Source organism: Acinetobacter sp. YH1901134 (assembly GCF_013416965.1).
GTDB lineage: Bacteria > Pseudomonadota > Gammaproteobacteria > Pseudomonadales > Moraxellaceae > Acinetobacter > Acinetobacter amyesii.
Genome location: NZ_VPEW01000017.1, coordinates 24608 through 39249, shown reverse-complemented (window position 1 = coordinate 39249; position 14642 = coordinate 24608). Strand labels below are relative to the sequence as shown.

Here is a 14642-nt window from a genome sequence, read left to right as displayed (position 1 = left end):
GAATTTTATGGCAACTGCAAAAGAACTTTTAGCTCAAAAGCTGAAACAAAATACTCAAAAGCATCAATTAGCTCAAAAAGATAATATCAAGGAATTAAAGGAATTTAGACGAAATGTCCCCATTGAAGACATTTCACGGAGTCCTTATCAACCGCGTAGAAAATTTGATGAGCAGGAAATCAAAGAACTGGCTGAATCGATCGATGAAGTTGGTTTGTTGCAACCCATCACTGTTCGTAAACTTGAAAATTTAAAATTTGAACTGATTGCAGGTGAACGTCGATTACGTGCGCATGAAATTCTAAAAAAATCGACCATTGAAGCAATTATTATTGATGCAAATAATGAAGAGGCTTCACTACTTACACTAGCTGAAAATTTAAAACGCCAGGATTTAACAGACTTCGAAATCTATATTGGTCTAGTAGGCTTGGATGAAAATTTAAAGAAAAATAAACAACGTTTAGCGAAGTCTTTAGGCTTAAATCGCGAAGACATGTATAAATATTTATCTTTTGAAAAGTTGCCTAAAGCCATCTTGAATGATTTGGTAAATGAGCCCCAGTTATTAGGTCGAACTGCTGCAACAGCTTTTAAAAAATTTCTTGCAGATCACGACGAAATAAAACAACGTGCTGAAAAAGCCTTGTTAACTGTTTGGACAAAAGTAAAGAATGGCCAACTTGAGCAAACTAAGGCTGTTGCACAAGCTACGAAATATCTAGTTCAAGATAATAATGACTCTCCATCAACATCGCTTGTAAAAAAAATTGAATATGCTGGGAAAGTTGCTGGAAATATTAAATTTAATGATAAGTTATTAAAGGTTTCTTTAAAAATTTCTCATTTTGATGATGCTAGTTTGGAAAAATTAGAAAATCTATTGAAAGAGTTGGTAGAGAAAAATCAAGAAGTGTAGCAACTTGCTACACTTCTTTTCTTTAAAATATGTCTGATAGTATAATCTTGGTGATACCTAGTAAAATAATTAATGTTAATTAAAAACAATTTTTTTATAATATATATTTATAAAAGTTAGATGCTGTTGACATTTGTTGTATAAAAAATAGTGAGAAAGTAAAATTCAATCGACAAACCACATTCCTTCTTGTTATGTATTACAACAATGCTGGCGCATAATCAATGGTCTAAGTCTTTAAATTATTATCAAATGATGCAAATCTAGAATAGGTTTCTATTGATGCATCTCATATGCGAGTGCATCAACATACGACCGGAGTGAAAGACCAAGCTATTTCTAATAACTTTGGTGGAAATAGTTCTAAAATCCATTTAGTTGTGGATGCGGATGGAAATCCTACTGAATTTATTATTGGTGATAGCAAGCCCCATGTCTGATTTAAAGAATCAGGATTAAACTCTTGATTCAATATATTCTCAGCAACAGGCATCTTGTGTTTGATGCTTTGGATTTAAAAGAAACAGAAATATTGTGTGCAGATAGGAGTTATGTTTCAGAATTATTTAGAGAAAAATTGAGAAAACCGAAACCAAAGCAAATATACTAAAGAAATGTAAGTCTGAATCTAGTAAGCAACATATGGATTGGTGTTTATATAAAATTAGGTATTTAATGGAAAATGCATTAACAAGATTAAAAATATTTACGAGGAACTGCCAATCGGTATGACAGGCTAATGCAGAACGGCTTTGTTGCACAAATCTAACCTAGAAGGTTTATTCAGTCCTATAATTTCAAAATGAATAAATCTGCTCCTAAAACCTATCGTACAACCAACTGGTCTTCCTACAATCGTGCCCTTATTAATCGAGGAAATATTTCTATTTGGTTTGATCCAAACATTCAGTGGTATGCACAACCACAAGCCCAACAAGGTCGAAGTCAAACTTACTCAGACACCGCTATTCAATGCTGTTTAATGATCAAATCTTTATTCAGACTCTCATTACGCATGGTCACAGGTTTTGTTCAAAGCTTGATTAAACTCTCTGGATTAAATTGGATAACGCCAGATTATTCGAACATATGCAAAAGGCAAAAGTATATTGATATTGCGATTAACTATCAAAAAAGTAGTGATGGGCTACCTTGCGCAATATATTGCTCATCATAGACTCAACTGACTTGAAGTTTTTAGGTGAAGGTGAATGGAAACGTAAGAAACATGGACCAGAATATCGTCGCCAATGGCGTAAGCTTCATATTGCTATAGATGCTAAAATTCTTCAAATACGTGCAGTTCAGCTCACAACGAATAATGTCAGTGATTCGCAAGTGCTCGAAGATTTACTTGCTCAAATTTCCTTGGATGAACAAATTGATTCTGTTTATACCGATGGTGCTTATGACACAAAGCATTGCCGACAAGTCATTTTAGATCGAGATGCACATGCTGTGATTCCTCCAAGGAAGAATGCAAAGCCTTGGAAAGATCAGCAAGCGAGGTCTATAGAGCGGAACGAATTATGAAAGACAATCAAACGGCTAGGCAGATCGCTTTGGAAAAAGTGGTCTGGATATCATCATCGAAGTTTGGTGGAAACCAAGATGCATTGCATCAAATCTTACGAAGCAGTGCTTCTCAGGTGAGAAATTAACAGCAAAGAGTTTTCCGAGTCAGGTGAATGAGATCCATGCACGCATAGCCGTATTGAACAGATTTACAAAATTAGGGCGTCCTCACATCCAAGTTACTACTTAAATTCTGTTGAAATCAGCAGAGTACTGTCTTTTAAATCTTTGTGCAACAAAGCCTTTTTGACTCCCTTTTCCTGAGAAAGTGTCATGAGTTATTTCCTTATATGAAAGATATCCGCAAATGCAATAAATCAAAAAATCCATGTAAAATTCAATAAAATTTGTAAAAAATAATGTGATTTAAAAGATATCTAATGACAAAAACCAATCAAAAAGGTATGTTTTTATACTTAAAAATATGTAGAAATATACATGTAAAAGTGAATATATTCTATATACAGGGTCACGGAGTTTGAGGTTTTAGATTTAACAATAAATCTCGCTAGGAAGAGCGCATTAAAAGTGCTGGCGGTTAAAGGTTTATCGTGAACACATCATTTCTTGTTTTGATCAAGAAAATAAAGGAAATATGACTTATGAGGAACTTGAGTCATCATACAAGGATTGCATTACATGAATAGTTCTATAAGTGATCGAGCAGTAGTTGTAAATAAGAAATCGAGCGTATATGCATGGTATGTGGTTTTACTCTGTATGCTGGCCTATATCTTTTCATTTATTGATCGGCAAATTTTAGCTTTAATGATTGAACCCATTAAAGCCGATTTAAACCTCTCGGATACTCAATTTAGTTTATTGCACGGTTTAGCATTTTCATTGTTCTATGCATTTATGGGCTTGCCGTTAGCGTACTTGGCAGATCGTTTTTCACGTCCAAAAATTATTGCAGCTGGAATTATTTTTTGGAGCATTGCCACTGCACTTTGCGGCCTTAGTAAAAATTTTATTCAGCTTTTCTTTAGCCGAATGGGTGTCGGTGTTGGAGAGGCCGCTTTATCACCTGCTGCATATTCCATGTTCAGTGATATGTTCAGTAAAGACAAATTGGGTCGCGCAGTCGCAGTGTACTCGATTGGCTCTTTTGTGGGCGGCGGTATCGCATTTTTAGTCGGCGGCTATGTAATTGGTTTGCTTAAAGACCTAAGCCTAATCGAAATTCCAATTTTTGGCGCTGTAAAAGCATGGCAAATGGCCTTTATTTTGGTTGGCTTGCCAGGGATATTCATTGGCTTATTGTTTATTTTAACGGTGCGTGATCCGAAGCGTAAAGGGCAAAGTGTAAATGCTAGTGGTGAAGTTGAAAAAGTTACCATCCGTGCTGCATTTACGTTTTTGAAAAAACATCGTAAAACCTTCACTTGTCATTATTTAGGTTTTACTTTCTATGCAATGGCTTTGTATTGCTTAATCAGCTGGTCGCCTGCATTTTTTATGCGTAATTTCAGTATGACGCCGACTGAAGCTGGCTATATGTTAGGTACAGTTTTGCTGGTTGCCAATACTCTCGGTGTATTTTGTGCAGGTTGGCTAAATGATTGGTTGATTCAAAAAGGACGTAAAGATGCCCCAATGATTACTGGCGTCATTGGGATTGTCGGTTTGGTATTGCCTTTAGTCGCTTTTACTCAGGTCTCTGAATATTGGTTAGCAGTGACCTTACTCGCGCCTGCAATGTTCTTTGCATCTTTCCCAATGCCGATTTCAACAACAGCAATGCAAATGTTGGCGCCAAACCAATTGCGTGCGCAAATTTCAGCAATTTTCCTGCTGATCAGCAACTTGGTGGCAGTCGGAATTGGAACCACTTTGGTTGCATTGGTAACAGATAAAATTTTTGAGAACCCGCTGATGGTTGGAACATCTTTATCCATCGTGGGCGGCATTGCCTGCATCTTGTCCTTTATTTTATTAAAGAAAGGATGCAAGGCTTTTGCAGACAGTATGCAGCGAGAACATTCTGCTTAATGTTTTTTTTAAGTATTGGGTTCAAACGACGGCATTTGCCAAAAACTTGAATTGAACGCTGAAAAGCCTTAAGCGATAAAATATGCAATTGCCCATTATTAAGACATGGGCTTTTGCATTAAATCAATGCCGATAATGGAGTGCGGAGATGAATCAATTGCTTAATTTTAATCATTTGCATTATCTTGATGAATTTTTACTTTTCAATTCAGATGATTATCAAACCATTAAAGATCAGATCAGCCATTATTTATGTCCGCACCAGTTTGATGTTGAAGCGGTTGCCAGTTTAAATACGCGCTTAAATGGCTTTAGTTTTGGTAATTCGGCACTGTATGATTTGAAATATAGTGCGCCTGTGGCGATTACCATTGATGAGGCAGCACAAAATTATTTGTTTCGCATTACCTTGGAAGGCCAGTGCAAAGTTGAGCATGCACAGCATCAGGTATTGCAGTCGGTTGGTATTATGACCGTGACGCATCCAAACAGTAAAAACCGAATTATTACCAATCACCGTTGCCGCAATATTATTTTAAAATTAACGCAGCAAGATGTTGAAATTCAGCTCTTTAAAATGCTGGGCTATACAAGTACAGAAGCTGTGATTTTTGACAGCGGCATGCCGTGTACCGATGAAGGCTTAAGCTCTATTCTTGAAACGCTGAATTATCTATGTCATGCCTATTACAATATTCAAAATTGGAGCTTTATTTCTGCAAGCTTTACCCAATATTTAATTGAATTGATTTTGTTAAAAGTCCCGAATAATTACAGTCAGCGGTTGAATGAACAGCGCCAGCGTGTATTACCTGCGTATATGAAAAAAGCCCAGCAGTATATTCAGCAGCACATTAAAGACAATATTGCTTTGCCTGCTTTAAGTGAGTATTGCTGTGTGACGGGCCGAACGCTGCAAAAGGGTTTTAACCAGTATTTTCAGCAAACACCGATTGAATATATACGCGACATGCGTGTTGAACTGGTGCATCAAGCATTGCTGAATAGCCATGAAAATGAAACAGTGACGGATATTCTGCTCAACAATGGAATTCAAAGTTTTGGACATTTTTCCACGATTTACAAAAAGCGTTACGGCTGCTTGCCTTCACAAACCTTAAAAATGCGTGCGGCCTAATGGGTATTCTAGACATTTCAGTTTCGTAAATTGAATAGTACATTCGCATATGGGGAAGTGATGAGTTAAGTAATTTTCTATGATGAATTTAGTTAATCAGGAGGATTCAAGATGAAAATTACAGTACTTGGCGGCGGTCACGGATGCTATGCAGCGGCTTTAGAAATGGCGGAAAAAGGGCATGATGTGGTGCTTTGGCGCCGCGATGCAGAGGCACTTGAAGCATTGGCTGCAACAGGCCAGCTCTTTGTCAAAGATTTTCAGGGCGAACGGTCTGTCACAGTGGGCTTTGAAAACAGTCAAATCAATTTGCAAAATAATTTAGAAAAAGCAATTACTCATGCTCAGCTGATTATTATTCCTTTACCTGCAACTACACATGTGAATCTTGCTGAACAAGCAGCACCATACTTTCAAGACGGTCAAGTAGTATATTTGCCGCCAGGTACGTTCGGAAGTTTTGTCTTTGCAAAAGCCATGAAGGACGCGGGCAATAATGCGAGAGTGGCATTTGCGGAAACAGGCACACTGCCTTATTTGGTGCGCAAACATGACGTAAATCATATTGTGGTCAGTGGTTATGCGACCCGTTTGCCGACAGGCGTGTTTCCAAGCAATTTATCTGAACATGCATTTAAAATTTTGAAACAAGCGTATCCGAGTGTAGAGCCTATCGAAGATGGATTAAGTGGTGCATTGATGAATGCAGGGCCAATTATCCACCCACCGCTGATTATGATGAATGCAGGTCCATTAGAGCATTTTGAAGCTTGGGATATTCATAATGAAGGTACTCAGCCATCAATTCGTCGCGTGACCAATCAGCTTGATGCAGAGCGTATGCGTGTCCGTGAAGCTTTGGGCTATCCAGCGCCGCATTTTCCGCTGGCTGATCATTACAATAAAGAAGGCGAAGGTGACGAGTGGATGTATGGTCGCGGTGCGCACGGCAAACTAACGGACAGCGGTGACTGGCGCGAAGACATTAACCTGCAAGAACATCGCTATATGCTTGAAGATACACGCCTAGGTTTATCCTTAATTGTTTCTGTTGGTCGTTGGGCAGGTGTACCAACCCCTGTTGCAGAGGGATTATTAAATATTGCGTCTGCGGTTACTGGTCGAGATTTATATGCTGAGGGGCGTACCTTAGAAAATTTAGGTTTGGCCCATAAATCTAAGCAGGAAATGCAAGCGGTGCTGCAACAAGGAGTGTAATGCAATGTCCAAGATTCAACACGTTGCAGTGATTGGAGCAGGACGCATGGGTAAGGCAATTGCGATTGCTTTTGCCTATGCTGGGCTTCAAGTTAAATTAATCGATGCCAAAGTACGGTCGGAACAAGAATTTATCCAATATCAGCAGCAAGTTCAGCAAGACCTTGCTCAAGAGTTAACTTTGCTCCGGACTATCCAGTTTGTGCAAGCCGAACAAATTACCGCGATTCAGGCGAATATCCAAATTTTGGCCAAATTAGAGTCGACTGAGTTTTTAACGCAGTGTGATTTAATTATGGAAGGCGTGCCTGAACAAACTCAGGCCAAACAGGAAATATTCAGCTGGTTAGATCAGTATATTTCACCGCAGTGTATTGTGGCTTCGACAACCTCTACATTTTTAGTCACGGATATTGCGCAAATGCTGTCACATCCTGAACGAGTGGTGAATGCGCACTGGCTGAATCCTGCTTATTTAATTCCGTTGGTCGAGCTGAGCCGCTCAGAGCAAACTTCTGATGCTGCGGTTGAACAGCTCAAGTCCTTCCTCACTGCGATTGGTAAAGTTGCTGTTGTATGTAATGCAAAAGCAGGGTATATCGTCCCGAGGATTCAAGCCTTGGCGATGAATGAAGCCGCGCGGATGGTGGAAGAGGGTGTTGCTTCGGCTGAAGATATTGATATTGCAATCCGTACCGGCTTTGGCTTGCGTTTTTCTGTACTGGGTCTATTGGAATTTATTGATTGGGGAGGAGGTGATATTCTGTATTACGCTTCCCAATATTTACAGAAAGAATTGGGTGAACGCTATCGTACACCGCAGATCATCGAAGACAATATGCAGAATAAGCGTAATGGCTTGCGTGAAGGTCAAGGTTTTTATGACTATGAAAGCATGGATATCGATGCCTACAAACTGAAAGTATTAAATACCTTTAATCGCCGCATAGAAACCGCCGAATTAAAGCCAAAATTTAATGTGTTGAAAAATTAAATCGCTGCTTGTAAAGGTTCCATTATTTGAATAAAAGCAAAAAGCTCATCTTGGGATGAGCTTTTTAGTGCTTTAAAGACTTGAGTTTGTATTTGAATTTCATCTCAAGTATATGATTTAAAAATATTTAACTCATCGGCATTAAATCAAACATTTTCTTTAATTGTGCATTTAAGTCGCTTAACTCTTGATCATCGAAAGCGTTCAAAATGCCAGATAACGTCACTTGGCTGATTTGATTGATTTGTTCAACCAGCGAATACCCTTTTTCAGTCAATTTCACCATTGAAATCCTTTCGTCCTGATCGGATGAAAACACTTCAACAATATCATCCTCAACCAGACGGTAAACCGCTTTGGTTGCGGTAGTCAGCTTTAATGTAGAAAGATTCGCAATTTCGGTAATGCTTGCTTGGCCTAAGGCATTGGCGCTTAAAATAATTTTACGGCGAGTATTATCAATACCTAATTTTTTTATAGATTTTTCAATAAGCTGGCTATATCTGCCATTCACTTGCGATATCCAGAAAAAAGGATAATTTTTCAAGCTGTCAGGTTCATTATTCGGCAAAAACTGTTCTAAGTGAGTAAGCATAGTCAAATTGCGACTTTATAAACAAGATATAGGCCCATTATACAAATTATTGAAATATTTTCTTTCTTTATTTGATTAATAGTCGCTTGACAATTACACGGAATTTTACGATATTTAATTTAAGGATAAAAATACATGGAAAAGTGAATGAATATTGTGGAGAAAAATATTCAATTAGGATCAGGTAAATTAACCGTGATGGTGAAAGATTCTATAGATATTCAAGGTATTAAAACAATTTCCGGCAGCCGTGCCTTGGAAGATACTACGCCAGCAGCTCGAAATGCTGACATGGTCGAATATATTCTAAATGCGGACTGTACGATTACAGCGCAAACCTTAGAAACATCATTTAGTACAGCCTCAAAATTCGCTTGGCTCAATGTGCAGGCAAATTCTGAAGTGATCGAATGTATTCAAGACTATTTAAGCCAAGCCAATCTACAGGTCGAGCAAGTCGAAGTCGAAACATTTAAAAAGGCTTTTGATGCAGGTATGCAGATTATCAATTATGAAAATTGGCAAGCCTACGGTGAGTTAACCAAAACAGGTTTGATTGGTGCAGATGTCCAAGGACGTTTATTGAAAACAGCCGAAACCACCTTGGAACAAGTGCAGCAAGCAGAACAAGTAAAAGCTGAATTTACTCAAGAAATCGATGCATTACTGAATAAGTTTGACGCTTTGCTTTTGCCTACACTGCCACAAATTCCACCTAAAGTTGCAGATGCTGAAAATACGGTGGCATTTTTAAATTTAACTAATTTAGTGCGTCCATTTAATTTATCTGGACACCCAGCAATATCGATTCCACTCGAAACAAAACAAGGTTTACCTGTCGGACTACAGATCGTTACTAAGCGCAATGCAGATGAACAATTATGTGTAATTGCCAAATTTGTCGTGAAGGCAGCACAATAAATTACAAGGAGTTAGGTAATGAATGATTTATCTCAGGGATTTAGTTCAGACAATGCGCAGACAGTTGATGTTGAAGCATTGTGTACAGAAATTCGTGAACGAGCTATCACTGGCGAATTTGATCAACAAGCGTATGTCAGCCAAGACATTATCGATAAGTTAAAACAGCTTGGCGTATACCGCGCGCTTGTGCCAAAACGCTTTGGTGGCTTGGAAGTTTCACCGCGTGAATTTTGCGAATTGATTGAAAAATTATCTATGGCAGATGGTTCAGTCGGTTGGGTGGCAAGCTTTGGCATGAGCCCTGCGTATTTGGGTAGTTTACCTGAAGATACATTGAAAATTCTTTATAAAGATTCTCCTGATATCGTTTTTGCAGCAGGTATTTTCCCACCACAACCCGCTGAAATTACTGATGAAGGTGTGATTGTTAAAGGCCGTTGGAAGTTTTCAAGCGGTTGTATGGGCGCTGATATCTTAGGTGTAGGTATTTCCCCTCAAACGGGAAATGAAATTCAAGGTTTGCCTCGTCTAGCTATTATGCCAGCCAGTAAAGCAAAAATTGATATGACTTGGGACACCGTGGGTTTAAAGGGCACTGGTAGTCATGACTTAGTCGTTGAAGATGTATTGGTTGCGAAAGAGTGGACATTTGTTCGTGGCGAGCCATCAAAATTGCCTGAACCATTTTTTAAATATCCATCTTTGTCTTTGGCAACACAGGTGCTCACTGTAGTAGGGATTGGTGTTGCAGCAGCAGCTTTGGAAGAATTCAAAAAACTTGCACCCGGTAAAGCATCGATTACAGGTGGTTCAGAAATTGCCAATCGGCCAGTCACTCAATATGAGTTTGCTCAAGTAGAAGCCGAGTTTAGAGCAGCCCGTACATGGTTCTATGAAACGATGGAAGTGGTATGGAATGAAGTTCTTGCAGGTCAAAAACCAACAGATCAGCAAATCAGTGATATGCGTTTGTCATGTACCCATGCCGCACGCGTAGCTGCTCGTGTAGCACGCAAAATGCAAATGTTGGCAGGGATGACCGCCATTTATACCAACAATGTATTTAGCCGATTTGTGAATGACACCAATGTGGTGACACAGCATGCCTTCATGGGCGATGCCACTTTACAAAATGCGGGTTCAGTAAGTTTTGGTCTAAAACCAACACCTGGATATCTATGAGTATATGGAAAACAAGTGATTTTTTACGGTGAATGACATGGACTTGAGCGTAATCTTTAACCGCTTAGCAAAACTCGAAGCTGAAACAGCGATCCGTAATTGCATTAATCGCTATATGGAAATCTGTGATGCTTTAGATGCCAATACTGATTTAGATGAGCTCATGGATTTATTTGATCAGGACAGTATTTGGGAAGGCGTTGGAGAAAAATATTCCAAATCTTTTGGTCGCTATGACTCTTGGCAAGGCATTTACAACATGTTCAAAAGCTACACCGAAAAAGAATCTCATTTTGTTATGAATGCTCATTTTGTCAGCTCAGAGCAGATTTATGTAAAACAACAACAAGCCAATGCCTCTTGGCTTATGTTGCAAACCTCAACATTTCGCGACGGTCGTAGCCACTTAAATGCAGCAAAACTGAGCGTGAAGTTTCAACAACACATTGATGGTGCGTGGAAAATTAAACATTTCCAAACTGAAAATATTTTTAGTCGCCCTGTATCACACTGGAACAGTACAGCTGAATTGCCAGTACCTCACCAGAATTAAGCCAAGGATAAGAAAGAAGGATCGTGAATATGAATAGTTTAATTCCAATGCAAGATGCAGAACGTGATTATGATGCACTGGTACAAAGTGATCGTGCACATACCTCCCTATATAAAGATCCAGCCATCTTTGAAGATGAAATGGATAAGATTTTCTATAATTCATGGGTTTGGGTTGCACACGCAAGTGAAATTCCTGATGCAGGTAGCTATAAAACCATCAATATTGGTAAGCAACCTGTGGTTGCGGTACGTGACCGTAAGAAAAAAGTACATGTGTTATTGAACCGTTGCCGTCACCGTGCTGCCACTGTATGCGAACACAAAAAAGGAAAAACCAACAGCTTTGTATGTCCATATCACGGTTGGAGCTACGCACTTGATGGAAGCTTACGTGGCGTACCATCTCCTGAAAGTTATGGCGAATGTCTTGATAAATCAGAATTTCCTCTGATCAGCTTACGTGTTGAAGAATACAACGGCATGATTTTCGCGTCATTTAATCATGATGTAGAACCGCTAGTAGATTTTCTTGGTCCTGCGAAAAAGTGGATTGATTTATTCATGAAACAAGGTGCTGGCTATCCAGTAAAAGTTTTGGGTGAGCATCGTTTTACCTTCCCTGGAAACTGGAAAATTCAGTTAGAAAACACCACGGACGCTTACCACTTCCCATTGGTACACAAATCTTTCCTAAGCTCTGTCGATGAAAAAACAGAAGAACTATTCAACTTTGATAACCAACCCGGTTTTGTTGAAGACCTAGGTAATGGTCATAGTGTCATGGTGATGATTCCTGAATTGGTCGATCTAGACGAAGAACTTATGGAGCGTCCAATTCAAGAGCGTTTTGAAGATCTTGCTCAAGCATTACGTGATGAAGGTCATGAAGAACTTGAAGTGCGCCGTATTGTTCGCGCTGTAGGTGGTTCGGGCTTTAACTTAAACTTATTCCCGAACATTGCATGTTCAATGGCATTCTTCCGTGTGATGCAACCCATTTCAGTAGACAAAACAGAAATTCACCACTCAGTGATTACCATGGATGGTGGACCACAAATCGCCAACCAATACCGTCTGCGTTTACATGAACATTTCCAAGGACCATTTGGCTTTGGCACACCAGATGATGCAGAAGCTTGGGAACGCGTACAAAAAGGTGCAAGCGCAGGCGAAGACCTGTGGATCATGCTAAACCGAGGCTTACCGGGCGAAGTTAAAACTGAAGATGGTTTAAAAAGTGACGTGAGTGCGGAAACAGGAATGCGCGCTGCATATCAGCAGTGGAAAAAGTTGATGACGGCTTAAGGAGAAGAGCGCCATGAAAATTGATATTAATCTATTAAATGAAGTCACAGCTTTTGTATGGGCTGAAGCAGACATGCTAGACCATTCAGAACACGATGCTTGGTTAAGCCTTTGGAATGAAAAAGGGGTGTATATCATTCCCATCGATCCAGCACTGACAGATTACAAAAACAATCTGAACTATGCTTATGACAATCATCACATGCGTAAATTACGCATAGAACGATTGGAAAATGGAGAGGCCATTTCCACCTCTCCAAAAGCTAACACGGTACGCAGTGTGTCACGGATCCGCATTTTGAAAGATGAAGATGGTGAAATTGTTCTACGCTGTGCGCAAAACTTGCGTGAGTTCCGCAAAGAAAATTTAAAACATTATACTGCTGACGTGACCTTCCATTTGGTTCGTGATGCAGAGCAAGGTTTTAAAATTAACCGCAAAATTATTAACTTAATTAACTCTACCGATACTTTAGCGGGTATCAGTTACATTCTCTAGGAGAAGAAAATGAAACAAGTTGTTTTAGTGACTGGTGCAGCTTCAGGTCTGGGAAATGTAATTGCAGAGTATTTTGCAAGCCAAGGTCATCAAGTCATTTTATCTGCTAGTACATTGGAAAAAGCGGAAAATGCTAAGGCTCGCAGTCCAAATGCTGACAATATGTTCCCTCTAAAATTAGATATTTCAGTAGAGGACGATTTTCGAAATGCAGTGCAATGGATTGAGGAAAAATTTTCTAAACTTGATGTTTTAATCAACAACGCAACAGTGACTAAGGCAACACCTGTTTTAGAAATTACTGCTTCAGATTTTGATTGGGTCATGCAAGTGAACCAACGCGGAACTTTCCAAGCTTGCCAAATTATTGGGAAGTACATGGCCGATCAAGGTTATGGACGAATCATTAATATGGCATCGCTTGCAGGTCAAAATGGCGGTACTGCAACTGGTGCTCACTATGCTTCAACCAAAGGTGCGATCGTCACTTTGACAAAAATATTTGCCAAAGAGTTTGCTGCCAAAGGTGTGACCGTAAATGCAATCGCACCGGGACCAATGGAATCTCCAATCGTACATAGTGTTGTTTCTGATGAGAAAATGACACAATTCTTACAAAATATTCCCGTAAAGGCATTAGGTAGCATGGAATTTATTGCAGAAACATGTGCTTTATTGGCAAGTCCGAGTGCAGCTTTTGTAACTGGCGCAACGTGGGATATTAACGGTGGATTATTTATGCGTTAAGCCTTTTGCATAACGTATAAGAGGGAGAAAAATCATGACTACACTATATAAAGTTGTTGTCAAAAACCGTCGAGTTGAAGGTGAAAATGTTGCAGTCATGGAGTTTGAATCAGCAACATCAAAAGCTTTGCCTAATATTGAGGCAGGTGCTCATATTGATGTGCATCTACCGAATGGCATGGTTCGTCAATATTCACTCTGTCAAAATCCAAGCCAACATGGGGTATTTCGATTAGGTATCCTACGTGATCCTGAGTCACGTGGTGGTTCAGTATCTGCATTTAATGATCTAAAAGATGGCATGGAAATTGAAGTCAGTGAACCTAAAAATCTATTTCCATTGGTGCAAGCGAAACATAGCGTGCTAATTGGTGGTGGTATTGGTATCACCCCTTTGATCACGATGGCTTACCAATTGGCACAAGAAGGTGCCTCATTCGAGCTGCATTATTGCGGTTCAAGTCCAGAACGATGTGCATTTGTAGATGAAATTAAAAATGGTGAATTGGAAAATTTCACAAAATTTCATTTTAAATCAGAAGGTGCAAGCCACCGTGAATTTTTTGAATCGGCAATTAAAGATATAGACCCTGAAAGTCATATCTATACTTGCGGTCCAAATGGATTTATGGACTGGGTCATTAATTTAGCCGCGACGCAAAACTTTCCAGAAAATCAAATTCATAAAGAATATTTTCAAGTTGAAATTGAAACAGGTGGTGAAGCATTTGAAGTGGTCGCACAACAAAGCGGCAAAATTATCATGGTGGATGCAGAAGAAACCATTTTACAAGCATTGGCACGTGAAGGCATTGAGATAGAAATGTCGTGCGAACAAGGTGTTTGTGGCACATGTATGTGTGATGTGATTGAAGGTGAACCAGATCACCGTGATGTGTATTTTACAGATGAAGAAAAAGCCAGTAATGAACAGATTCTAGTGTGTTGTTCACGATCAAAATCGGCACGGCTGGTCCTTGATATTTAGGCTGTTAATGT

The 14642-nt window shown here is 39.3% G+C and carries 13 protein-coding genes and 2 pseudogenes; 14 read left to right on the top strand and 1 reads right to left on the bottom strand.

What is annotated here, in order from left to right; all coding sequences use genetic code 11:
* Nucleotides 1-7 precede the first annotated feature (7 nt).
* The 7 genes and pseudogenes from FTV50_RS14485 (at nt 8) to FTV50_RS14460 (ending at nt 7836) form a co-directional block, all read left to right on the top strand.
* The gene (locus FTV50_RS14485; protein ID WP_104442427.1) at nt 8-919 is read left to right on the top strand and encodes a ParB/RepB/Spo0J family partition protein; all 912 of its coding nucleotides are present in this window, start codon (nt 8-10) and stop codon (nt 917-919) included.
* Nucleotides 920-1152: 233 nt separating this feature from the next.
* Nucleotides 1153-1688, top strand: a pseudogene (locus FTV50_RS16875) (transposase); the annotation flags it as partial.
* A 33-nt stretch (nt 1689-1721) separates the two neighbouring features.
* A pseudogene (locus tag FTV50_RS14480) lies at nt 1722-2684 on the top strand (IS5 family transposase).
* Between the two features lie 449 nt (nt 2685-3133).
* Nucleotides 3134-4486: an MFS transporter gene (locus FTV50_RS14475; protein ID WP_180024849.1), complete on the top strand. Its 1353-nt coding sequence runs from the start codon at nt 3134-3136 to the stop codon at nt 4484-4486.
* Nucleotides 4487-4634: 148 nt separating this feature from the next.
* Nucleotides 4635-5624 (top strand): AraC family transcriptional regulator, encoded by a 990-nt coding sequence (locus tag FTV50_RS14470; protein WP_180024848.1) that lies wholly within the window; start codon nt 4635-4637, stop codon nt 5622-5624.
* A gap of 111 nt (nt 5625-5735) precedes the next feature.
* Nucleotides 5736-6842: an NAD/NADP-dependent octopine/nopaline dehydrogenase family protein gene (locus tag FTV50_RS14465; protein WP_180024847.1), complete on the top strand. Its 1107-nt coding sequence runs from the start codon at nt 5736-5738 to the stop codon at nt 6840-6842.
* A 4-nt stretch (nt 6843-6846) separates the two neighbouring features.
* A complete protein-coding gene (locus FTV50_RS14460) occupies nt 6847-7836 on the top strand; it encodes a 3-hydroxybutyryl-CoA dehydrogenase (RefSeq protein ID WP_180024846.1) in 990 nt (329 codons plus the stop codon).
* A gap of 127 nt (nt 7837-7963) precedes the next feature.
* Here the strand turns inward: FTV50_RS14460 and FTV50_RS14455 are convergent, their stop codons facing one another.
* A complete protein-coding gene (locus FTV50_RS14455; RefSeq protein WP_180024845.1) occupies nt 7964-8431 on the bottom strand; it encodes a MarR family winged helix-turn-helix transcriptional regulator in 468 nt (155 codons plus the stop codon).
* A gap of 147 nt (nt 8432-8578) precedes the next feature.
* On the opposite strand from FTV50_RS14455, the gene FTV50_RS14450 reads away from it, so the two are divergent.
* The 7 genes from FTV50_RS14450 to FTV50_RS14420 are packed head-to-tail and all read left to right on the top strand — an operon-like array spanning nt 8579 to nt 14631.
* Nucleotides 8579-9352, top strand: a complete 774-nt coding sequence (locus tag FTV50_RS14450) for an amidase family protein (RefSeq protein WP_180024844.1) — start codon at nt 8579-8581, stop codon at nt 9350-9352.
* A gap of 18 nt (nt 9353-9370) precedes the next feature.
* Nucleotides 9371-10537 (top strand): acyl-CoA dehydrogenase family protein, encoded by a 1167-nt coding sequence (locus FTV50_RS14445; RefSeq protein WP_180024843.1) that lies wholly within the window; start codon nt 9371-9373, stop codon nt 10535-10537.
* 37 nt (nt 10538-10574) lie between these two features.
* Nucleotides 10575-11090, top strand: a complete 516-nt coding sequence (locus FTV50_RS14440) for a nuclear transport factor 2 family protein (RefSeq protein WP_180024842.1) — start codon at nt 10575-10577, stop codon at nt 11088-11090.
* Between the two features lie 29 nt (nt 11091-11119).
* On the top strand, nt 11120-12397 hold the full coding sequence (locus FTV50_RS14435) for a Rieske 2Fe-2S domain-containing protein (protein WP_180024841.1): 1278 nt from the start codon (nt 11120-11122) through the stop codon (nt 12395-12397).
* Between the two features lie 13 nt (nt 12398-12410).
* Nucleotides 12411-12896, top strand: coding sequence for an aromatic-ring-hydroxylating dioxygenase subunit beta (locus tag FTV50_RS14430; protein ID WP_180024840.1), 486 nt, complete (start codon nt 12411-12413; stop codon nt 12894-12896).
* Nucleotides 12897-12905: 9 nt separating this feature from the next.
* Nucleotides 12906-13643, top strand: a complete 738-nt coding sequence (locus FTV50_RS14425; RefSeq protein ID WP_180024839.1) for an SDR family NAD(P)-dependent oxidoreductase — start codon at nt 12906-12908, stop codon at nt 13641-13643.
* Nucleotides 13644-13677: 34 nt separating this feature from the next.
* The gene (locus FTV50_RS14420) at nt 13678-14631 is read left to right on the top strand and encodes a PDR/VanB family oxidoreductase (protein WP_180024838.1); all 954 of its coding nucleotides are present in this window, start codon (nt 13678-13680) and stop codon (nt 14629-14631) included.
* The last annotated feature ends 11 nt before the right edge of the window (nt 14632-14642 follow it).

Coding starts and splice junctions, on each gene's coding strand:
- FTV50_RS14455 (WP_180024845.1), bottom strand. CDS start 8,431: ATGCTTACTCACTTAGAACAGTTTTTGCCGAATAATGAACCTGACAGC.
- FTV50_RS14450 (WP_180024844.1), top strand. CDS start 8,579: ATGAATATTGTGGAGAAAAATATTCAATTAGGATCAGGTAAATTAACC.
- FTV50_RS14425 (WP_180024839.1), top strand. CDS start 12,906: ATGAAACAAGTTGTTTTAGTGACTGGTGCAGCTTCAGGTCTGGGAAAT.
- FTV50_RS14440 (WP_180024842.1), top strand. CDS start 10,575: ATGGACTTGAGCGTAATCTTTAACCGCTTAGCAAAACTCGAAGCTGAA.
- FTV50_RS14470 (WP_180024848.1), top strand. CDS start 4,635: ATGAATCAATTGCTTAATTTTAATCATTTGCATTATCTTGATGAATTT.
- FTV50_RS14485 (WP_104442427.1), top strand. CDS start 8: ATGGCAACTGCAAAAGAACTTTTAGCTCAAAAGCTGAAACAAAATACT.
- FTV50_RS14420 (WP_180024838.1), top strand. CDS start 13,678: ATGACTACACTATATAAAGTTGTTGTCAAAAACCGTCGAGTTGAAGGT.
- FTV50_RS14465 (WP_180024847.1), top strand. CDS start 5,736: ATGAAAATTACAGTACTTGGCGGCGGTCACGGATGCTATGCAGCGGCT.
- FTV50_RS14475 (WP_180024849.1), top strand. CDS start 3,134: ATGAATAGTTCTATAAGTGATCGAGCAGTAGTTGTAAATAAGAAATCG.
- FTV50_RS14460 (WP_180024846.1), top strand. CDS start 6,847: ATGTCCAAGATTCAACACGTTGCAGTGATTGGAGCAGGACGCATGGGT.
- FTV50_RS14445 (WP_180024843.1), top strand. CDS start 9,371: ATGAATGATTTATCTCAGGGATTTAGTTCAGACAATGCGCAGACAGTT.
- FTV50_RS14435 (WP_180024841.1), top strand. CDS start 11,120: ATGAATAGTTTAATTCCAATGCAAGATGCAGAACGTGATTATGATGCA.
- FTV50_RS14430 (WP_180024840.1), top strand. CDS start 12,411: ATGAAAATTGATATTAATCTATTAAATGAAGTCACAGCTTTTGTATGG.